Origin of the sequence: Streptomyces sp. H27-C3 (assembly GCF_030063415.1) — a bacterium.
Lineage (GTDB): Bacteria > Actinomycetota > Actinomycetes > Streptomycetales > Streptomycetaceae > Streptomyces.
On sequence record NZ_JASITA010000027.1, the window covers coordinates 1 to 20122 of the forward strand.

Consider the following 20122-nt stretch of genomic DNA (forward strand, 5'->3'; position numbering starts at 1 on the left):
CCCGCAGCCGCCTGAACGTCCACCGAGACAAAGGCGGCCGACTCAGCATCCCCTGGACCAGGGAAAACGAGGCCATCTGCCATCAACTCGCCGCTCAGACAAGGCCGCACACTCCAAAATCCCAAATTGTCACAGCAGGAGGCGCAGTATGAAACCACCATCGGAATGCCGAGCGGGCGCTGCTTACCGTTCGCCTTGGGGATGTACACGCGCTTGACCGGCTGAACTTTCCACGGAGTGGCCAACTGGTGGCTTTGAGCTGCCAGTTTGGCTCGCGCCGCCGGTGTGAGGGCGCGTTCTCCGTCGATACCAGCGGTCTTGCGACCCCTGCTCTGCTGGGTCACCCGCCGCACGCTGACCAGCGTGTTGCTGCGGCTTCGCAGCATGAGCTTCTGCAAGTTCCGGACCCTTTTGAGGTCCCCTTCCCTCGATGCCTTGAAGATCCGCTGCCTCAGCCGCCGTACATTCCGCTCACACGCGGCCCAGTCAACGCTGTTCCAGGCTTGTGTGGGCGAAGAGCCTTCGGGTCCGTTTACCTCGGGCGTGCGGGCGGTCCACGCCCCTGTTCTGCTCATGCACGCCTCCGGCATCTAACTTGTCCCTTGGTTTCGGCGCCTTTGCGTAGGGCTTCAAAGGCTCACCTGGTCCACGTGGGCACCCTTTCGGGTCGGGCCACCAAGGCCCGTATCCGGCGGGTTATGGCGGGCGGTGGGCGGAGAGGACCACCACCCGGTTTTCCCTGACCTTTCGGCCGACCGGCGTTCGCTTCTTGGACCATCCTGTTCCTGCCGAGGAGTTGGGCCTTCCTTGCGGTTGGCTTACCGGGTACTTCCGGACCCCGTCAGGGTTTCCGTGTTCCGCATTTCGAAGGTGCGGCTGGGGTGGGCGCTCCCTATACCCCGGGGCCGTCGGTGTCCTACTTCCGGTGTTGCTTGCACCGGAAGCCGCTGGTGCCTTGCAGCACCGGGCCCTTCCCTGCGAAGACCAACCATCCCAGGGTTCGATATCACGAGGCATCAACCAGGAGTTCACACGTGTTCGCCCGTCCAGCCTTCCCCTTGCCTGTGGCCCTCGATGGCCGAGGGCTCTTGGGCGTGAACGCTCAGCTTCACACCCCGCCGTTGCCAGCGACGCATGTGAGCGCGGGGACGAATCCAGACACTGATTCGGAGGAAATTCCTTTGTCAGAACCTCTCCACGAAATCCACCTCACTTCGGAAAATGCGACCTCACGTCGCACAGCAAGTTATCCCGTTAGTAATACTCCCGTTGGGAGTATTACTAACGGGCCTCCCGCCCCGGGGGTGGCGGGAGCGGTCCAGCACCGGGGGGCGCAGGTCCGTCGGGATGCGACCGAGGGCGGTTCGCATCCCGAGGAGGGGACACACCCCTGCCACAACCCGCACTGCGCGCACAATGAGCCGCCCCAGCCGCCCCAGCCATCGCGTCGAAACCGAGCGCGAAAAGTTGCCGATCAGAAGCGCGAGCACCTCATCGCCAGCCGCTTCAACAACGCTGAGAAGGCAGACCTCCTCGCTGCCGCGAGTGCCTGCGCGATGACTCCCTCTGGCTTCCTCGCCCATGCCGCCTTGCGAGCAGCCCGCGATCTCACCCGAACCGCGGCCGAAGTCGCCGGCGAACGTGAAGTGATTGACGAGCTGTTCGCGCTGCGCCGCAACCTCAACCAGATCGGTAACAACCTCAATCAAGTGGCCAAGGCGATCAACTCCGGTGCCGATGTCCCCTACGCCACGACGGTCCTTGAATCCGTACACCGTGCAGCACGGCGCGTGGACACCTTCACGCAGATGTACCTCGACACCGAAACGCGAGCCGGATGATCCCCCGCGTCCACCAACGCGGCGCGCGCACGATCGGCCTGCTCAAGTACCTGTACGAAACGAGCACCCACGAAGACCATGTCGACCCGCACCTCGTGGCGGCCTGGGACACCTTCGCGCCCGATCCCGGTCGTGACCCGCAGGCCACGCTTGAACAGCTCCAGCAGCTCCTGGATCAGCCCGTGCAAGCGGTGGCAGAGGCCCGCCGTCCGGACAAGCACGTGTGGCATCTTTCGGTTCGCGCCGCCCCCGACGATCCGGTCCTTTCCGACGAGCAGTGGGGCGAGATCGCCCGGCGCATGGTCGCCGCCACCGGCATCGCGCCGGCCAGCGACGACTCCGGTTGCCGCTGGGCTGCTGTACGCCACGCCGACGACCACATCCACATCATCGCCACCCTCGTACGCGAGGACGGCCGCAAACCCCGACTGAACAACGACGCCAAGCGCTCACAGGCCGAAGCACGCCTGATCGAAGCGAAATACGGACTCAAGCAGCTCAATACCGGTGACGGCACCGCAGCCCAACACCCCACCAGCGCCGAGCGCCACAAGGCCCGACGCCAGGGCCGCGAGCGCACAGCTCGTGAGGAGTTGCGCGAGACCGTACGCCGCGCGGTCGCCGGCGTGACGAACGAGGAAGAGTTCTTTAACCGGCTGGCCGCCGAGGGCCTGCTGATCCGCAAGCGCCGCGCTCCCTCCGGAGACCTGCTCGGCTACAAGGTGGCCCTGCCCGACGACCGCAACAAGGACGGCGAGCCTGTGTTCTACCCCGGCGCGCGCCTCGCCCCGGATCTCTCCCTGCCCCGGATACGGGAGCGCTGGTCCGCCGATGACCCCGTCCAAGCTCCGTCGGCAGATGGTCTCGACCGTGCGGCACCGGGCAGTCCGTCTGCCGCACGTCGGCGGACCGCTTCGGTCGCCTGGGCCGCGGTGCTGATCGTCGAGCGCGGCGAGGACGCGGTCACCGCCGCGTACATTGCGGCGACCGGGGAGGTCCTGGACGCGCTCGCGAAGACCTCCGCCGCCCACACCCGCCAGGAACTGCGTGCCGCTGCCTCTGCGTTCGAACGCGCTTCCCGCTCCCACGTCCGGGCCGAACGCGGGACCGATCGAGCCCTGCGGCAGGTTGCCCGCGACCTTGTGAACGGCGGGCCCGCCCTTGGCCGGGGCGAGGACGGCGCGACCACCGCCATGGCTATCGACATGCTGTTCTTCCTCATCACCGCCACCATGCTCTGGCACGCGAAGAAGGGACACGCACAGCAGGCCGATGCCGCCCGCCAGGCCGCCGAGCACCTGCGCTCCGCCTACCAGGCCGCCGCTGCCCAGCCCATCGGAGTCCTCAACCGGCGCGGCAAGAACCTGAACCGGCCGCTGCTCCAGCGGCAGACGGTGCTGCTACGCCAGTCGCTTCCGGAGCTGGCTGAGCAGATCCTCGCCGAGCCCGGCTGGCACGCACTCGCCGCCACCCTCGCCGACGTCAAGGCGGCCGGCCACGATCCGGCCGCCCTGCTCACCGATGCAGCGGAGCGACGAGAGCTCGGCACGGCAGAGTCCATCAGCGACGTCCTGGTGTGGCGGCTTCGCCGAACCGCGGGCCTGCCCGCTGACTCCGGTGACAAGGTCAACCGTCGTCCGGGCACAGCCCAATCGCCGCGGCCTGTAGGGCAGCGGACACCGGGGCGGCCCGGGTCTCAGCGCACCGGCCCGTGACTGTGGACTTTGTGAATTGAAGTGGTCGGGGAGTTAGGGCACGATCATGATGCGTGCAGGACGAGGATAGGGAGGACGCCGGAGTGTTTCACCGAATGCGACGCCGGGCCGCGGAACCCAGCGAGGCGCAGCGCCGGTTCTTCGAGCTGTCGGCGCGGCTGGAGGGCCAGGTGCCGCCGGAGATCGAACGAGCATTGACTGCGGCGGAGCCGGCAGAGTCGGCCCCCGTGGTGGACGACTTCCTTCCGTCGGATCTGCGCGTGCCGAGCCATGACCAGCTCGACGGCCGGATGACCTCCTGGAAGCAGCCGCTCGTCCTTGACGGCGAGATGGTCGCCTGTGCCGAGTGCGGCGCGTACCGAGACTGGCTCATCCTCTCCACCCATGACCAGATCTGGCTGCGCTGCCGGGCAGGCCACCAGCAGCAAGAGACGCGCCTCGACACCGCCTGGTACAACCGGCACACCGGCCCCGCGGACGCGACGCACGCAACTTTCGAGGATTGCCTGCGCCACCTCGGCCACTGACCCCCACCCCTACGACCCACCGGGCCCACGCGCCCGCACTGACCACCCGTCACCTAGCGCCAAGGGGTCAGTCCACTATGCGCGTTCGCGTCGCCTCCGCCCTCTCCCTCACCGCCATCACCGTCCTTGCCCTCCCGGCCTGCTCCGCCGAAACCACCAAGGCCGAGCCCAGCACCGCCTCCTCCGCTCGTACCGGGAAGCCGGCCGGCACCGGCCAGAGCACCGCTCCGCTGGAGTCGGCCGCGCTGGAGAAGCGGCTGGTGGACGAGAGCGACCTCGGCTCCGGCTACCTGCGCAAGCCGGAGCGTCCCTCTCAGCACGACGACGTCACCGTCGTCGGGTGCCCCGCCCTCAACGAGCTGGGCAGCGACGCAGCGACCGGCGGCTCGCTCGACTTTCCCCGCCAGGCGAAGGCCACCTTCACCTACCCCGGCGGCAGCAACTCGGAGATGTCCGAGGAGCTCTACAGCAACACCGCCGACAAGCTGTCCGACGGCATCGGCCAGATCTTCGACGCCATGACCGGGTGCCCCACCTACCAGGTCATCTCGGGCAGCACCACGATCAACGTGGCCTCGCAGAAGGTGACCGCACCCCAGCTTGGCGACGAGCAGTGGAGCCAGCTCCTGACTTTCTCCGCCGGTGGGCAGGACACCGTGGTGAAGCAAACCGCGATCCGTGACGGCAGCGTGCTGCTTGTCGTTTCCGGCTCCCCGGCCCTCGTCGACCGCCACCTCGGCAAGGCCCTCACCAAGGCGGCAGCAACCAGCTGATCCGCATCCGACATGATGCTGCCCCCGACCACCGGTCGGGGGCAGCAGTCGTGTGCGACGCGGTGCGCCACTGGAGTATCCGGGCAGGGCCCAGACCTCGCGGCCGGGCTCGTCGAGTTCCTTCGGCGCGTACAGTGCGGCACCCTCACCCTTGGCGAGTCGAATCCGTAGTTGGGCCCCATCGGATACCAGCTCATCGGGACCACCAAGACACCTTCCACCAGCCTCTGCGAGACGGAACATCCGAAGGCTGCAATTCCACCTGTTCGGGTTGCGGAGGTGGGGCGACTCTGTCCGGGCCCAGGCCGATCTTGTCCGGATGTACGCACGCCGGAACCGCTACGTCGTCGCGGGTATAGCGTCGCCCGTCCACCGGGTTGACTGGGCACTCCCAAGACGGCCTGCTGTAGATCACGAACTGCGCTCGCGGGTACACCGTGGACGGGCAGAACCCGCAGACGGGCCTCGTCACGTCGTCGTGGTCCGGGTCGATGTACGGCGGCCCGGTGGGCTCCGGGATTTCCATGCAGCCAGAGGTTAGCGAGCTTCTCGCTCTGCGCCGAAATCTGTACCCCGGGCGGGCACCGGCTCCGAACCCTCCTCCGAATTCCACGGCCCGCACGTGCCCTGGAGGGAAAAGCCAGAAACCCGGCCTCCCCATTCGGGAAGACCGGGTTTCGTACGTCGGATGGAAGGGAGCGCGGACCGCTAACTCGCGGGTGCACGCAGGAGTCGTTCCCTGGTGCTCTCGGGAAGCACTCGGCGCAGGACCGGCGCGGTCGAGCTGAGGGAAGTGGCGAACGCCGCGACGAGGTCGTGGGGCACGCTGGCGCCGAAGGACACCGCCCACAGGCAGGGCGTGCCGAGCACGGGCTCGGCCCATGCCTGCCATCCGGCCAGGCCCGCCTCGTCCGCCTGGCTGGTCAGGGCGCGCGGGTTGGCGTCCTGGATGAGGGGCGGTACCTCGCCGAGGCTGAGGTGCGAGCTGAACGTGGGATCCGTCGCTCCGCCGGTGGGCTGGTCGATGTCCCGGAGCCAGCCGTGCGCGGTGACGGCGTCGAGGACCAGCTCGGGGCCGGCGAGTGGGACGGCGGGCTGGTCGCGGGCGTCGAGCGCGACGAGGAAGTCGACCAGGACTTCCCCGGGGACGTCGGAGGTGAAGTACGCCGACCACGCGGCGAGCGGGCTGCTCGTGTCCGCGCGAGCGGAGACCTGCCAGGCGATCGGCAGTTCCCCCAGGTGGAACGGCTCGTCCGCCAGAACCCACTGGGCCCAGCGGAGCGTGTCGGGGCTGATGTGCAGGACGGTGCTGCGCAGGACCTGTCGGTCCTCCGGTGCCTCGTCCGGCTCGCTTCGCCCGCGGACGATCGTCAGGCTCGTCCAGCCGAGGCCGGCGAGCGTGTCGGCGACGGCGTCGTAGAGGCGTCCGTCGTCACCGGCCAGGTGCCGGGGACCGACCCAGTACGCGGACTGGGCGCTGGTCGGGGCGGACGGGTCGAGGGGGAAGTCGGAGTACAGGGGCGCCTCCAAAGGCTAGGTACGGGTCTCTACTTGCCGCCGACCGCACGACGGGCGCGGCGCGGGGCTGCCTGGACTGGGCCGTGCCAGGTCAGGGCGACGGCGACCTCGGGCGGCAGATGACCGAGTTGCGCGCCTGTGTCTCGCCCTTCGGCGAGGTACACGACAGGCTGACCGGTCTCGTCTACGGACTGCACGATCTGCTCCACCTGGTGGGCCATCGGGAAGAACGGGTTCATCGCGAGGCGCACCGGCAGATCGCGGTCACAGGCGGTCAAAAGGTCGATGAGATCGCCGACGGTCATTTCCGTGTGCGTCACGGGCAGCCTCCTTCTGTGGGGAAAGCGGTGAGCGGTGGAACTGGCGTTTCACCGGCAGTCGGAGAAACGCCGAACTTCCACTCGGGTCTTTCGCGTTAGACGCGTCGGGAGGTCTCCAACCCGTGCGCCACAGCAGCTGCGACGACTCCGGCCGGCGTGCTGGTGTCGAAAGACAGGTGATACCCGCGCACCTTGGAAGTTCCGGTGACGGCGACTTTCCATCCCTCGCCGTCGGTGCCGGGACGACCGTGCGGAAACCAGCCGAGATAGAAACGGCCGTCCCGGCTACTGACGTGCACGTCCGCACGGTCATCCACGATCAGGTGGAAGTCTTCGGCAGAGAACTGGTCCAGGACAAGGGCGGGCTGGCCCGAACCAAGCTCCCGCTCACGCAGGCGCAGGGCTTTGGTGGTGGTGGCAAATCCCGGGCTGGCAGGCGCTACGGTCACGGGCGATCACCTCTCTGACCAGGTATTTCTTGCAAGGTCGTCTACGTTGACATGCTCTCGCCCGCCTTGGCCAGTCTTTCCGCGATCTTTCCTGTCTGCCTCCGGCGAACGGCAATTAGGGCGCCCTGAGCCTGAGGAATCCAGACCCCGCGTCCAGCGTCGACGAACGGCTCCATGCGAGAGCCCGTACTACGTTGCCCGCCAAGAGGGGCCATTCCGTGCGCCGTTCCTGATTGCCGCCACCGGCCCTGCCCTGGTGCATGCCTGCGCCCTGCTTCTAGCTACTGAGCTCGGAAGATCACCGCCAACAGCCGTTCGGCCCGTGCCCGGATTTGCGGTTCTGGGTGGCACATGGCTACGAAAAGCAGCACCGTCACCACGGCAGAGAAGGGGGTTAGAGCGGCTGCAATCTGCGTTTCAATTCCCATGCGCCGAAGATTACAAGATGCCTGGAATTCGCTAATTTACTCACGTGTGCGTCACGACGTAAAGCTATAAGGGTCAAGCCCGGGAATCCGCTGATCAGGCGTGTTGCGACTGGCCTCTCTTGCCGCACTCGCTGGAATTTCCCGGTGGACACCTTCACAATGTCGCCGCATTTCCACTCGGCTCACTTCTGCCGATAAGAGGGTATTTCGGAGTTTGTGCCCAGTCGCACCGTCACCGTTGAGGACTGCGCGTCCACCGTCCGCGATCCCAGGCACGAGCCGGCGGCGTCACCTAGCCCGCTGGGAAGGTCTGCGTACGCCGGTACACGCAGCAGGCCCCCGGGAGTTTCCCGGGGGCCTGCTGGGCGAGGGGTGAATCGTGGATTAGCTGGCGTCGTTGTCCTGCGGGGGCTCGGCTGTCTTGCGGCGGCGGGCGGCGATCACGGCGCCGCTGCCCGCGGCGACGAGGACTCCGCCACCGCCGAGGATCCACGGGGTTGCGTCGGCGCCGGTATGGGCCAGGGAGCCGGCCGGGGCCTTCGGTGTCGTCCCAGCCGTCGGGGCTGCCGCCGGGACAGTCGAGTCGTCGGCGTCCGGTGAAGCGGAATCGGCAGGGGTGGGCTGCCCTCCGCCAGAGGGGCTGTCGGTCGGCTTGCCTGTCGGCTTCTCGGAGGGGTCGTCGGGCTTCGGCGTGGGCTTGCCTGTCGGCTTCTCGGAGGGGTCGTCGGGCTTCGGCGTGGGCTTGCCTGTCGGCTTCTCGGACGGGTCGGGCTTCGGGGTGGTTGCGGTCTTGCCATTGGTGACGGTCACGGTGACCGGGGCACCGGGGCCCGCGCTGAAGGTCTTCGCGGGCTTGTAGAGGTCGTAGCCCTGGGGAGCCTTGACCTGCTTGACCCAGAACTCAGTCTTTCGGCTGCTCACGGGCAGCTCACCCGTGGCCGTCCCCTGCGACCCGGTAGTGAGGGTGAGCAGCGTGTCGCTGCCCGTTCCGATGTTCACGGTGGAGCCGGGCAAGAGCTTTCCCGTCTTGTCGTCCTTGGCCTGGAGGAGGACCTTGGCGGCTTTGAACGGGTCGGTGATCGTCAGCCGCGCCGTCGCGCCTGGGGTGACGATGACGTCTTGGTCGGCGACGACCTCGTGGAGCGGGCTTCCGGAAGATGTTTCCTTCAACCGGTAGATGCCGGGAGTGAGGTCGGGGAAGGTCAGTTTCCCCTGTGCGTCGGTCTTTCCGCGCCCGGTTTCTTGACCGGTGGCATCGAGGAGGAGGAACGCCGCGCCCGACAGAACGTCCCCGGCGGTGTCCTTCTTGGTAATCGCGATGCTGCCTGCATCCGGAGCGGGGGTCTCGGTGGGAGAGGTGGAGGCGGAGGGTGTCGGCTCGGACGGCTGGGCGAATGCGGTTGGCGCCCAGGTGAGGGTGCCGGTCACCGCGGCGGCAAGGGCAGCCGATCGGACGGCGCCGCGGACGATACGAGCATGCACAGGGAAAGGGCTCCTTGATTAGGTGGGGTGGAGAAGTCATCGAGCACGGCCGGCAGCCGGGGCTGGTGGCGGCGGGGCGGGCCTGCGCGGAACGCTGGGCAGTGGGTTGGAGCTGAGGATCAGCGCGCGCGGCCACCACTGAGAGTGGCGGGCGGGGCGGGAACCGTACGGGCTGCGCGGCCCGCAGGGCGGCCCGACGCTGACGCGGGCCAGGCACCGGGGAACCAGACGGCGCTGTACTGCTCGATGGCGTCGCGCAGCCCGGTGGTGACGGCGCCCTCCCACGGCGGCTTGCCGGGGCGGTGGTACGTGTCGAACGTGCCGTACTGCTTGGTGCGCACCATGGTGCGCTGGGCTTCGTCTCGGCGGTGGAAGGTGCCGTGGTCCACGAAGCTGAGGGCCACGGCGTCGATCTCTCCGCGGTCCGCGTGGATGATCGCCAGGCGCAGGCCGCCGTAGGTGTCCGCGTGGATCGTTCCGGTAAAGCCGATCCGCAGACGCAGGGGTGCGCCCGGGGCTGGGGTGGCGTAGTAGGTGTTGCCCACGACGGCGTGGTCGGTGAAGGGGAGGCACAGTTCGGCGAAGAACTCGGGGGCCTGCAGGGACAAGAGGTCTCTCCGGTCGGGGTCGTGCTGGGGTTATCGGCGCGGGCCGGGCAGGGCCGGGCGGCTGGTGGTGCTCCAGCGCGGGACGCTGGGAGCCGGGAGGGCGGCCGGACGGCGTGATGAGGCGGCCCGTTGGAGGTCGAGTGGGGTGGGGGCCGACGGCTCTGAAGGCAGGATGGGCGTGAGGTGGGCCATGCCCTTGATGTAGCTGTAGGTGTCCTGTCGCCACCGGGGAAGCGGTGCCGGGTCGGATACGCACTGGGTGACGGCGGCCAGCAGGGCGACTGGGGTATCGGTACTGGCGGTGGCGTACCAGGCGGGCCGGTCGATGGACTTGCCGGCCCACAGGTGCCAGCGGGCGTCGCGTGTGGTCAGCTCGGCTTCTGGATCGAGGTCGCCGGTGGTGACCTCCATTCCGGCCAACCGGTCCGGCGACTGAACCGCGAAGATGCCCTGACGGCGACGCTCTATCTCCCAGCCCTGCTGGAAGAGTGGGCCCACGGCTCGGGCGGGGTCGTGCTCGTCGGTCCGGGCGTCCGGCCGGGCGAGGTAGGCGTCCGGCCCCTGTTCATAGGCTCCCGCGAGTGCGGTGGTGAAGGCTTGCACGAATTCGGTGGGGGTTCGGTCGTTGAAGCAGACGCCCCAGGCCGGCGGGCCGAACGCGTCCTTGTAGGCGTTGATGCGCCATAGCCCGTCGTCCTCACCTTCGGGGAGGTAACCCAGGCGCACGCGCCGGTCGGGGGCGGTCACGTAGGCGTTGCCGAGGTCGTCGTGCTGGAGGTCCCAGCCGAGGCCCAGGAGCGGAGCGAGGGCGGGGTCGCCAATCCCGGTCGTAGAGGCGAGATAGCGCGGGGAGACGAAGACATCCCCGTCGATGGCGAAGCGCGGATCGCTCTCCGGGGTCATCGGTCGACCTGCGTGGTGACGGTGATCTCGTCGGCGGCCGTGTCGAGCCGGTCGTTGACCTCGGTAGTGTCGCGGCCGGTGACGATGTAGAACCCGGCCCTGGCAGTGAACAGGTCGCCCTCGGGCGGCAGTAGGAGCGGGTCGCCGACCTTGCGGATCCACTGGACCTGCCGCAGCCAAGGGGTGTGGGCGGCGAACGGCTGGTTGATCTGCCGTTCCGTGAGGGTGCCGGAGGCCGCCGGGTAGAGCATGCGGATTCCCGCAGCCTGCTGACGGCTGGGGGTGATGTCCGGGTTGTGCCCGCAGGCGAGGGCGGCGGCGGCCCGGGGAAGGTCGATGCCGGTGGCAAGGCGGACGAGGTGGCCGATCATGTCGCCGCCCAGACGTGCGTTCACCTCGATCAGCCGGGGCTGGCCGTCGACCATGCGCATCTCGACGTGCTGCACGCCGTCGGTGATTCCCAGGGCCTTGACCGCGGCAGCGGCGACCGGAGCGACCTGGGCGAGGAGCGGATCGCGAGCATCGACGGTGTGCCCGGTCTCGTCGAAGTACGGTGCGGGCCCGAGACTTTTACGGGTCACCGCGACGGCAGTGGTTACGCCACGGTGGGTAACGCATTCGACGGAGACCTCCGGCCCGTCGAGGTACTCCTCGACCAGGACGGCGGTGTCCTCGCGGCTCTGGCTCGCCCCTGAGGCGAACGCGAAGGCGGCGGGCAGTTCCTCGGGCTGGTCGATGCGGATCACGCCGATGCTTCCAGCGAACGCGGTGGGCTTGATGACGGCGGGATAGCCGATGGTCATCGTCGCCAGTCCGGCCTCCAACAGCGTCTGGGCCTTCATTGACGCGGCCGACGGCACCCCGTGGCGGGCGAACAGGCTGCGGGCGGTGGCCTTGTTGCGGCAGGCCCGCATCACCTCCACAGGGTTCGCCGGCAGGCCGAGTCCGCGGGCAAGACGGGCGGCGGGGACGAGGTGCCACTCGTCCCAAGTGACGGCACCGGCGAGTTCGTGACGTGCCGCCAAGGCCCGGCCGGCCGCCAGCAGGGCGGTGTCGTCATAGAGATCGACGACGGCATGGTCGACGATGTACGGCCTTTCCCACGAGGGCTCGGTGCCGGTGAGCAGGACGACGTCGTAGGCGGCGGCGACCTGCTCAAGACAGTACGAGCGATACGTCTCATCGCCAGGAGAAACGACGAGGACGAGGGGGGAACCCGGGGAATTGCGCTTGATGCACGATTCGTTGGACGGGGAGCTGGGGACCTGCGGCATTAGGCCAGGGTCCTTTCTATCAATTGGAGGGTTGTTGACCTGCTTCTTTGTGGGCAGGCATGCATCTGATGCAAGAATCACGCACTCAACGGTTGGAGGGGTGCGTGTCGACGACGGGCTTGAGTGAGGGGTCGGCGCGTCTGGTGCTGCTGGACGGCGTCTCGCTGCTGCATCCCGAAGACGCGGTGTTCGAGGCGATGTTGGAGGGCTGGGGTCGCCAGCAACGCGGAGGACGGCGGCTTCAGCCGAAGACCGTCCACGACCGCCAGCGCCTGATCCGGCGGTTTGGCGCGTACACGAACGCCTATCCGTGGCAGTGGGCGGCGGCGGACTGCGACGAGTGGATGACCTACCTGATCGCGGAACTGCATCGCGCCGAGTCGACGATCCGTACCTATCAGGGCGTGCTGCGGCTGTTCTGCGACTACATCACCTCGCCGCACTACCAGTGGCCCGACGAGTGCGAACTGCGCTTCGGTACGCACCCGGTGCAGATCTGCCACGAGTGGAACACCGTCGCGCACCTGACGGACTACGAGGGCGATCCGGACCGCCGGCCGATGACCCGCGAGGAGTGCCAGGCGTTCTTCGACTACGCCGACGAGCAGGTCGACCGGGCTGTCCGGCTGGGCCGCAAGGGCGCGCTCGCCGCGTACCGGGATGCCACGGTCTTCAAGACGATCTACGGGTGGGGTCTGCGGGCGACGGAGACCTCCCGCCTGGACGTGCCCGACTTCTACCGCAACCCGAAGGCACCGGAGTTGGGCCGTTTCGGCTCGCTGCATGTGCGCTACGGCAAACGGTCGAGGGGTTCGCCGCCCCGGCGCCGGATGGTGCTGAGCGTGATGCCGTGGGCGGTCGACTCCGTCCAGGACTACGTCACCAATGTGCGTCCCCGGTATGCCGACGCGGCCCGCAAGCCCGCGCTGTGGCTGACCGAACGGGGCGGCAGACTGCAACCCCGGGAGATCGAGGAGCGGTTCGCGACCTACCGCGACGCCCTGGGGATGGACAAGGAGCTGGTGCCGCACTGCCTGCGGCACAGCCACGTCACCCACCAGATCGAGGACGGGGCCGATGCGACCTTCGATCAGAATCAGGTCGGGCACCGGTTCGCGTCGACCACGGCGCTCTACACCGGGGTCAGCGGAGACTTCATGAACACCATGATGCGCAAGGTCTTGGACCGGGCGCTGGACATCGGGCAGTAGGGAGCGGACATGACGGCGAAGCTGGACTACCGGTGGCGTCTGCGCGAGGTGATGGCCACCCGCGGGCACTTCCAGACCACCGATCTCGTCCCGCTGCTGGCCGAGCGGGGCATCGAGCTGTCCGCCAGCCAGACGTACCGGCTGGTGACCGAGCGCCCCGAGCGGCTGAGCCTGAAGACGTTGATGGCCCTGCTCGACATCCTCGGCTGCGCGATGGACGACCTCATCGAGCCCGTCGCCGTCTCCGGTGCCGGCCGGAAGAAGGCCGCCTCCGGCCACAGCACCCCGGCGGGTGAAGGCCCTTCGGGAGTCGGGGGCTTCCGGCCCAAGCGGGCCCGTATCGTGCCCGAATAGGAGACGCTCGTGTCCGAGAAGGAGCCGCGCTTCGCCGTCGAGCCCGAGCAGGTCATCATCGAGGCCGTGCGGGCCGTCGAGCCGCAGCTCGACGCCGTGCTGGTGAAGAAGGTGCTGCTCGCGACGCTCCAGCGCCGTCCCGCCCGCCGTGAGGTGGCCCGCTTCCTTGAGGCGGGACCCGAACTCCTCACGTCGGGAAGGCCCGAAGGGCCCACCTCGCTCGGCCGTCTGCTGCGCGCCCTGCGGGAGAACGGGGCGATCCACGTGCAGCTCCCCCGCTGTACGCGGTGCGGAGCACGCAGACCGCTGAAGATCAGACATGACCAGACGCGGATCTGTGCTTCCTGCCTGGCCCGGGTGATCGCGGTGGCCAATCCGTGCGCACTCTGCGGCAGCCGCAACTACTCCGGCCGCGACCGCGACGGGCGTCCCCGGTGCAGTGCGCATCCGCCCGACGACGGCCGCGACGTCCTGGCCGACCTGGTCGGGCTCGTGACCGCCACTGCCCAACTGCCCCCGGACGTGGTCGAGCAGGCGGTCTGTTCGGTGGAGCGGAGCAAGACCGGCCGGCTGCGACTGCTGTGGGCCCTCGAAGACCATCCCCGGCTGCTCACCGGCGACGGCGCCCACGGACCGGCCCGGGGGCTGCGGCTCATCCAGGCACTGATCGCGCGCGGCGCCGACCATCTCGTCGACCCGCCCTGCCCGTTCTGCCACCGCACCACCACGCTCGACATGGGACGCGACGGGCTGCGCTGCTGCCGCACCTGCTGGAAGAAGGTCCGGGCCCAGCCCTGTTCGCAGTGCGCACGCAGCTCCCCGGTGGCCACCCGCACCCCCGACGGCCTGCCGCTGTGTGCGAACTGCTGCCGGACCACCCCTTTTCACCAGCGCATCTGCGTCCGGTGCGGTGAACTGCGGCGTGCGGTCCAGCGCACCGCCGACGGCCCACTGTGCTCGCACTGTTTCCAACTGCCGACCGCCGCCTGCTCGCTCTGCAACACCACCCGGCCGTGCCACTTCGCCCAGAGCGCCACCCCGGTGTGCGGGCCGTGCCAGATCAAGGCGAGGCCGCCCAAGGAATGCAGCCGGTGCGGGCTGCTGCGCCGCGCCGAGTACCGCACCGAGGCCGGAGAACCGCTGTGCGGGCGGTGCGGCGTGCCCCGCATCCCGTGCTCGCAATGCAGTCGATCCCGGCGCGTCGTGGGCCGGACCGGCGAGGGCGAGCCGCTGTGTGACACCTGCTGGAACCGCCATGAGCGTGTCCGTCGGCCCTGCTCCGGGTGCGGCGTCGTCGAAAAGCTCTTCCACTACGGGCTGTGTCCGGCCTGTGCCGCGCGACGTCAGCTCTCGCTCGCGCTCACCGATCCCCCGAGCGCGGAGGAAGCCGTGCGCCCGGAACTGGAGCCCGTCTACGCGGCCTTGCTCCAGGTCACCCCGCACGCCCTGCTCGCCTGGCTGCGCCTTGGTTCCGCCCGGCACATCCTGCACCAGTTCGCCCAGGACACCGGCCCCGTCAGCCACGAGGTACTCGACGGCTGCCAGCCCGTGAAGGTCGTCCGGCATCTGCGCGCCGTCCTGGTCGCGGGCGGCGCTCTGCCGCGGCGTGACGAGCACCTTGCCGAACTGGAGCTCTGGCTCGGCCGGGCGTACGCACGCCTCAGCTCTGCTGAGGAACGCAACGCCCTGCGCAGCTTCGTCACCTGGCATCACCTTCACCGGCTGCGGCGCCAGGGGAAACCCGTCACCCAAGGACAGGCAGAGGGGGTGCGGCACGAGGTCTCCGCCAACGTGCGGCTGCTGTCCTGGCTCGCCCACCAGGGCCGTGATCTCTCCTCCTGCACCCAGGACCACATCGACGCCTGGCTCGCCGAAGGCTCCGCCAACCGCACCCTGATCCGTTCGTTCATGATGTGGGCGGCCCGCCGCGCTCTGGCGCCGCCGCTGCATGTCCCCTTCCCCATTTCGGCGTTCAGCGCCGAGGTCATCGCCCAGGACCTGCGCTGGGACCTGGTGCGCCGTCTCGCCCGCGACGAAGGACTCGGTGATGTCGACCGCGCCGCCGGCCTGCTGGTGCTGCTGTTCGCGCAGCCGCCCAGCCGCATCATTCAGCTGACCTGCGAGCACGTCACAGACACCGGGGAGAAGGTCTCCGTACTGCTCGGCAAGGTCCCCGCCGACATGCCCGCACCCCTGGACGAACTCGTGCGCCGACTGGTGCGCCGCCGCCGCGGCCACAGCGCCGTGCGACTGGCCGACGAGCCGTCGTGGCTGCTTCCCGGCGGCCACGCCGGACGGCCGATGGCCGCCGCCCACCTGAGCAATCGGCTCAAGCAGATCGGCATCCGCCCCCGCGCCGCCCGCCATACCGCCCTGATGGACATCGCCGCCGAACTGCCCGCCGTCGTCGTCAGCCGACTGCTCGGCTTCCACCAGAACACCGCCGACCAATGGCACCGCGAGAGCCGGGGATTCAGCCCCGACTACGCCGCCGACCTCAGCCGCCGCTGACCGACCCGCAGCCTGACGCCCACCCCCACTTGAGAATCCACGATTCCCTGAATTCAGGATTCTCTGTACTCTCGGGGAGTGCTGACACTTGCTACCGACATCGAAGTCCTGACGCGGTTCGGACGCGCCCTCGCCGACCCCATCCGCTGCCGCATCCTGCTCGCGCTGCGCGAAGCCCCGGCCTACCCGGCCGACCTCGCCGACGCCCTGAACATCTCGCGCACCAGGCTGTCGAACCACCTGGCCTGCCTGCGCGACTGCGGTCTGGTCGTCACCGTCCCCGACGGCCGGCGCACCCGCTACGAACTCGCCGACGACCGCCTGGGCCACGCCCTGGACGACCTGCGCACCGCCGTCGTGGCCGTCGCCGCCGACCGCACCTGCACGGAGACCGGCGAGAAGGGCTGCTGCTGAATGACCGCGATATCCCTCGGCCCCGGCCCCGCCCGACGCGACGCGCTCACCCGCCGAATACGGCTCCTGGTCGCGGCGACCATCGCCTACAACGTGATCGAGGCGACCGTCGCGATCACCGCGGGCACGATCGCTTCCTCGACCGCACTGATCGGCTTCGGCCTGGACTCCGTCATCGAGGTCTCCTCGGCCACCGCCGTCGCGTGGCAGTTCTCCGCCACCGACCACGCCGCCCGCGAAGCTCGGGAGAAGACCACGCTGCGGATCATCGCGGTGTCCTTCTTCGCGCTCGCCCTGTACGTCACCGTCGACTCCGTACGAGCCCTGACCGGCACCGGCGAAGCCGACCACTCCATCCCCGGCATCGTCTTGGCCGCGCTCTCGCTGGCCATCATGCCGTTCCTGTCCGCCGCCCAGCGCAAGGCCGGACGCGAACTGGGCTCGGCGTCGGCCGTGGCCGACTCCAAGCAGACCCTGCTGTGCACCTATCTCTCCGCCGTGCTCCTCGTCGGTCTCCTCACCAACCTCGCTTTCGGCTGGTCCTGGGCCGACCCCATCGCCGCCCTCGTCATCGCCGTCATCGCCGCGAAGGAAGGGCGAGACGCCTGGCAGGGCAAGGGGTGCTGCGCACCGACTCCGATGGGACCCATCGCCGTCAAGTCCGAGGCGGACCAGTGTGGTTGTGCTGCGGGCTGCGACTGCTGCTGAGTCATACGACGCACCACCATCAAACATGGTTGGCTCCGCTGCTCGGCAGCACAGAGGCATTCCGCAACTTCGGATAGCCGGGCTTACCAATACGTGCGGACAAGAAGAGGTTCTCCGAATCGGTGGACAGCAGGACGGGGGGAAGAGCTGTCAGTCGGCGCGGCGGCGCCGTAGCTCGAACGCGCTGGCCCACTTGGGGTGTGCGGCGACCAGCTGCCGGGCGTAGAGGGCGGTGAAGTTGTTGTTCAGCCCGGCCACGCCGTACGGGAGCTCTCGGCGCAGGTCCTCGAAGAGGTTCTTGAGGCCGACGCGGGTGGCGCCGGTGGCGAGCTGGCGGGCGGTCATACGCTCCAGCGCGCGGTATACGTGCGGGTGTTGGGCGTGGAAGGCGTGGAACTGATCGGTGATGGTGCGGCTGCGCGCACGGGTCGCTCCGGAACAGGCAAAGGACATGGGGAAGTTCTCCACAAGCTGGGGAAGAGCAGCGGGTCAGGAGCGCAGGGCGGGATCGGTGCGCAGGCGGGCGAAGGCGAGGAACAGGCCGAGGGCCTGCAGGGCGGCGCAAGCGGTGATGACGTGGCCCAGCGCGTCGGGCGGGGTGAGCGCTGTGAGTACGCCGGCGACGGGGAAGGGCAGCAGGAGGATGAGGATGGTGGCGGAGAGGGTGCTACCGAACCGGTCCGGGGGAATCAGGCGGGAGCGCAGCGTGCGCAGGACCACTGTCATGCCGCCCTCTGCGGCCATCAGGATCGCGACCAGGATCAGGTAGGAGAGGTAGTCGGGCGCCTGGGCTGCGGCGAGGCAGGCGAGTGAGGCGACGGCGGCGCAGGTGGCGCCGACCGGCCACAGGCCCAGGCGGTCGATCGCGAACCGGCAGATGGTGACGCTCAGGAGCGTGGCTGCTGCGGCGGCGGACCAGATGAGGCCGACGGCGGTGGTGGACTGCCCGTAGTGGTTGACGACGATCACGGGGCCGGCGGCCTGGAGGAAGCCGGTGGCCAAGTTGGAGAGGGTCAGGCCGGTTACCAGCCAGCCGAGGGCCGGCAGGGAGCGGATGGTGCGCCAGCCGGTGTGCAGCCCCGCGCTCGTGTGGTCCTTCGGGGCGCGGGCCGGGGCGACCGGTGAGGGTGGTGTGCGCAGCGCGAGTACTGCGGCGAGCAGGGAGAACACGGTGATCACGGCGAGCATCTGGGGAGGGCCGGCGAGCAGCAGGAGGCCCGCTACCGCCGGGCCCGTCAGGGTGGCGGTCTGATCGATGCCGAGCAGGACGGCCTGGACACGGTGGGCTCGCCCCCCGGCTCGGCGGCCGGCGGCGGCGCCTGCCGTCTCGGCCGCGATGTACGAGAACTCGGTGAGAACGCCGGTGCTGGCGGCGAGCACCATCACCGTCGCACTGGCCACCGTGCCGGACGGGTGGAGATAGAGGGTGATCGCACCGGCGGCGAGGACCACTGCGCGGCCGAGGGAGGCGAGGAAGAAGACGACCGACGCGCCTCGCCGGTCAACGATGGCTCCGGCCCAGCCGAAAGCGGCCAGTCTGGGTATCCACTCCAGGGCGAACGCCAGGCCCGTCAGTGCGGCGGAGCCCGTCGTGGCCAGGACCAGGAGCGGGATGCCGTAGGTGGACATGGCGAACGCGAGGGCATCGACCGTGCGGGGCAGATAGATCCCGCGCAGCAGTCCTGCGGTGTGGAGGGCGTGCCGGGGGGTGGTGCCACCGCTCACGCGACGTGCTCGGGCTCAGGGAGCAGGGTGACCTGCGGGTTGACGTTCAGCCACTGGGCGAGCAGAGCGCGCGCGAGGCCAAGGTCCGCGTCGGGCTCGGGCGGGCTCTCGCCCGCCCGGCGCTGGGAGCCTTCGGCCGGGTCGGCCCCGAGCATGGGCGCCAGGAGAGCGAGGGTGTGCTGGAGGCGGGTGGTGAAGTCGCAGATAGGGGTCGGGTAGGCGTGGCGCCGTGCCCACCGGGCCATGGCGTCGTAGATGTCGGCCAGTTCCGCGCCGGACGTGGTGAGTTCCAGGCCGACCCCGGGTCCGACCCGGACGAGAGCGTGGGCGCGGGCCGCGTCGGTGGCCCGGCGGAGGCGGTGCGCGGAGAGGTCATGGAGTGTGCCGGCCAGCCTGCGCGGCGGTATCGGCCCGTTGTCGTCGATTTCGCTGATCAGACGGATCAGGGCCGTCGAGGACAACAGCGTGAAGGCGTTGCGGAGTTCGGCGGGGGTGAAGGAGGCGTTCATCGGCGCGGGCCTCCCGCCGGGAGTGCTGCCTTCGGGCGGGCCGCCGCGGTGTGCGAGAACAGATCCGGGTTCTGCCATGTCAGGCGGGGGTTCTGCCCAGTCCGGACAGGCGGCGGCGACGGGGCGGGAGCCGGGAGCCTCGATTGGTTGCTGACCCACGTCCGCGGACCGGCCGTTGCCTCCGGGCTTCCCCAGACGGGGTGTTGGGCGGCCCCTGCCAGGGGTCGCCCGGCCGACCACGCGGACAGAGCCCCGAAGAGGGGACCCAGACCGTGGCCTGCGACCGACAGGCGGTAGGGCTGCCCCATGCCGTCGGTGTCGACCAGGCCGTCAGCGACGAGCTGGCGCAGCGGCGGGTACACGTTGGTCCAGTCGCTGCTGGGCATGACGATGTTGGCCAGTGCCCGGCCGCTGACCTGCTCGCGGGATTTCAGCACCCACAGGAGGGCGGCGGCGTGCCGCCGGGTGAGCAGGGTGAGGCTGTCCTCGATCTGCTCGATCGCGGGCAGCGGGTGATCCGCCTTCTCCAGGTGCGCCTCGGCCCAGGTGACGATCATCGGCAGTACCGGCAGGAGGGCTGCGCCGCGCTCTGTGTGGCCGTAGGTGACGTGCCGAGAGGTGTGTTCGGTGCGCTGCACGAGGCCGGCGTCGCAGAGCGACTTGATCTTGGGGTGGAGCTGGCCGCTCTGCAGCCAGGAGACTTTGACCGCGATCTCGCTGTAGCGCTGTGGGGGGCCGGAGAGGGCCAGCAGGATCCGCACGTTCCAGCGCGGGGTGATCATGGCGAGTGCCTCGGTGACCCGGGCGATGTCAGCGTCGGTGTCGGGGGGCAGACCGGTGATGGCCAAGGGA

The 20122-nt window shown here is 69.2% G+C and carries 21 protein-coding genes; 9 read left to right on the plus strand and 12 right to left on the minus strand.

Annotated elements, in window-relative coordinates; translation table 11 throughout:
• On the minus strand, positions 1–575 hold a 575-nt coding region (locus QMK30_RS24620; protein WP_283520494.1), incomplete at its 3' end, for a reverse transcriptase N-terminal domain-containing protein.
• Positions 576–1304: 729 nt separating this feature from the next.
• Here QMK30_RS24620 and QMK30_RS24625 point away from each other — a divergent pair.
• The 4 genes from QMK30_RS24625 (at position 1305) to QMK30_RS24640 (ending at position 4856) form a co-directional block, all read left to right on the plus strand.
• Positions 1305–1841 (plus strand): plasmid mobilization protein, encoded by a 537-nt coding sequence (locus QMK30_RS24625; RefSeq protein WP_283520495.1) that lies wholly within the window; start codon positions 1305–1307, stop codon positions 1839–1841.
• Entirely contained in the window at positions 1838–3556 is a 1719-nt protein-coding gene (locus QMK30_RS24630; RefSeq protein WP_283520496.1) for a relaxase/mobilization nuclease domain-containing protein, read from the plus strand. The genes QMK30_RS24625 and QMK30_RS24630 overlap by 4 nt, the downstream gene beginning before the upstream one ends.
• Positions 3557–3651: 95 nt before the next feature.
• Positions 3652–4083, plus strand: coding sequence for a hypothetical protein (locus tag QMK30_RS24635; protein ID WP_283520497.1), 432 nt, complete (start codon positions 3652–3654; stop codon positions 4081–4083).
• A gap of 77 nt (positions 4084–4160) precedes the next feature.
• Positions 4161–4856: a hypothetical protein gene (locus QMK30_RS24640; RefSeq protein ID WP_283520498.1), complete on the plus strand. Its 696-nt coding sequence runs from the start codon at positions 4161–4163 to the stop codon at positions 4854–4856.
• A gap of 708 nt (positions 4857–5564) precedes the next feature.
• Here QMK30_RS24640 and QMK30_RS24645 read toward each other — a convergent pair.
• The 7 genes from QMK30_RS24645 to QMK30_RS24675 all read right to left on the minus strand — a co-directional run bounded on the left by QMK30_RS24645 (position 5565) and on the right by QMK30_RS24675 (position 11838).
• Positions 5565–6386: an SPDY domain-containing protein gene (locus QMK30_RS24645; RefSeq protein WP_283520499.1), complete on the minus strand. Its 822-nt coding sequence runs from the start codon at positions 6384–6386 to the stop codon at positions 5565–5567.
• Between the two features lie 17 nt (positions 6387–6403).
• Positions 6404–6694 (minus strand): hypothetical protein, encoded by a 291-nt coding sequence (locus tag QMK30_RS24650; protein ID WP_283520500.1) that lies wholly within the window; start codon positions 6692–6694, stop codon positions 6404–6406.
• A gap of 95 nt (positions 6695–6789) precedes the next feature.
• A complete protein-coding gene (locus QMK30_RS24655) occupies positions 6790–7143 on the minus strand; it encodes an SPDY domain-containing protein (RefSeq protein WP_283520501.1) in 354 nt (117 codons plus the stop codon).
• 812 nt (positions 7144–7955) lie between these two features.
• Positions 7956–9053 (minus strand): MSCRAMM family protein, encoded by a 1098-nt coding sequence (locus QMK30_RS24660; RefSeq protein ID WP_283520502.1) that lies wholly within the window; start codon positions 9051–9053, stop codon positions 7956–7958.
• A gap of 119 nt (positions 9054–9172) precedes the next feature.
• Positions 9173–9661 carry a hypothetical protein gene (locus QMK30_RS24665; RefSeq protein WP_283520503.1) on the minus strand — a complete coding sequence of 163 codons (489 nt, stop codon included), beginning with the start codon at positions 9659–9661 and terminating at the stop codon, positions 9173–9175.
• Positions 9662–9691: 30 nt separating this feature from the next.
• Entirely contained in the window at positions 9692–10564 is an 873-nt protein-coding gene (locus tag QMK30_RS24670) for an SPDY domain-containing protein (protein ID WP_283520504.1), read from the minus strand.
• Positions 10561–11838: an ATP-grasp domain-containing protein gene (locus QMK30_RS24675; RefSeq protein ID WP_283520505.1), complete on the minus strand. Its 1278-nt coding sequence runs from the start codon at positions 11836–11838 to the stop codon at positions 10561–10563. Before QMK30_RS24675 ends, QMK30_RS24670 begins: the two co-directional genes overlap by 4 nt.
• 104 nt (positions 11839–11942) lie before the next feature.
• Between QMK30_RS24675 and QMK30_RS24680 the strand changes: the two genes are divergently transcribed.
• The 5 genes from QMK30_RS24680 to QMK30_RS24700 all read left to right on the plus strand — a co-directional run bounded on the left by QMK30_RS24680 (position 11943) and on the right by QMK30_RS24700 (position 17036).
• Complete coding sequence (locus tag QMK30_RS24680; protein ID WP_283520506.1) at positions 11943–13049, plus strand: tyrosine-type recombinase/integrase; 1107 nt, start codon at positions 11943–11945, stop codon at positions 13047–13049.
• A 9-nt stretch (positions 13050–13058) separates the two neighbouring features.
• The gene (locus QMK30_RS24685; RefSeq protein ID WP_283520507.1) at positions 13059–13403 is read left to right on the plus strand and encodes a helix-turn-helix domain-containing protein; all 345 of its coding nucleotides are present in this window, start codon (positions 13059–13061) and stop codon (positions 13401–13403) included.
• Between the two features lie 9 nt (positions 13404–13412).
• On the plus strand, positions 13413–15914 hold the full coding sequence (locus QMK30_RS24690) for a hypothetical protein (RefSeq protein ID WP_283520508.1): 2502 nt from the start codon (positions 13413–13415) through the stop codon (positions 15912–15914).
• Positions 15915–15992: 78 nt separating this feature from the next.
• On the plus strand, positions 15993–16328 hold the full coding sequence (locus tag QMK30_RS24695; RefSeq protein ID WP_283520509.1) for an ArsR/SmtB family transcription factor: 336 nt from the start codon (positions 15993–15995) through the stop codon (positions 16326–16328).
• Positions 16329–17036, plus strand: coding sequence for a cation efflux transmembrane domain-containing protein (locus QMK30_RS24700; protein WP_283520510.1), 708 nt, complete (start codon positions 16329–16331; stop codon positions 17034–17036).
• 150 nt (positions 17037–17186) lie between these two features.
• Here QMK30_RS24700 and QMK30_RS24705 read toward each other — a convergent pair whose 3' ends face one another.
• The 4 genes from QMK30_RS24705 to QMK30_RS24720 are packed head-to-tail and all read right to left on the minus strand — an operon-like array spanning position 17187 to position 20118.
• Complete coding sequence (locus tag QMK30_RS24705; RefSeq protein WP_185298074.1) at positions 17187–17489, minus strand: hypothetical protein; 303 nt, start codon at positions 17487–17489, stop codon at positions 17187–17189.
• 36 nt (positions 17490–17525) lie between these two features.
• Positions 17526–18761 carry an MFS transporter gene (locus QMK30_RS24710; protein WP_283520511.1) on the minus strand — a complete coding sequence of 412 codons (1236 nt, stop codon included), beginning with the start codon at positions 18759–18761 and terminating at the stop codon, positions 17526–17528.
• A complete protein-coding gene (locus QMK30_RS24715) occupies positions 18758–19270 on the minus strand; it encodes a regulator (RefSeq protein ID WP_283520512.1) in 513 nt (170 codons plus the stop codon). Before QMK30_RS24715 ends, QMK30_RS24710 begins: the two co-directional genes overlap by 4 nt.
• Positions 19267–20118, minus strand: a complete 852-nt coding sequence (locus tag QMK30_RS24720; RefSeq protein WP_283520513.1) for a winged helix-turn-helix transcriptional regulator — start codon at positions 20116–20118, stop codon at positions 19267–19269. Before QMK30_RS24720 ends, QMK30_RS24715 begins: the two co-directional genes overlap by 4 nt.
• Between the last annotated feature and the right edge of the window lie 4 nt (positions 20119–20122).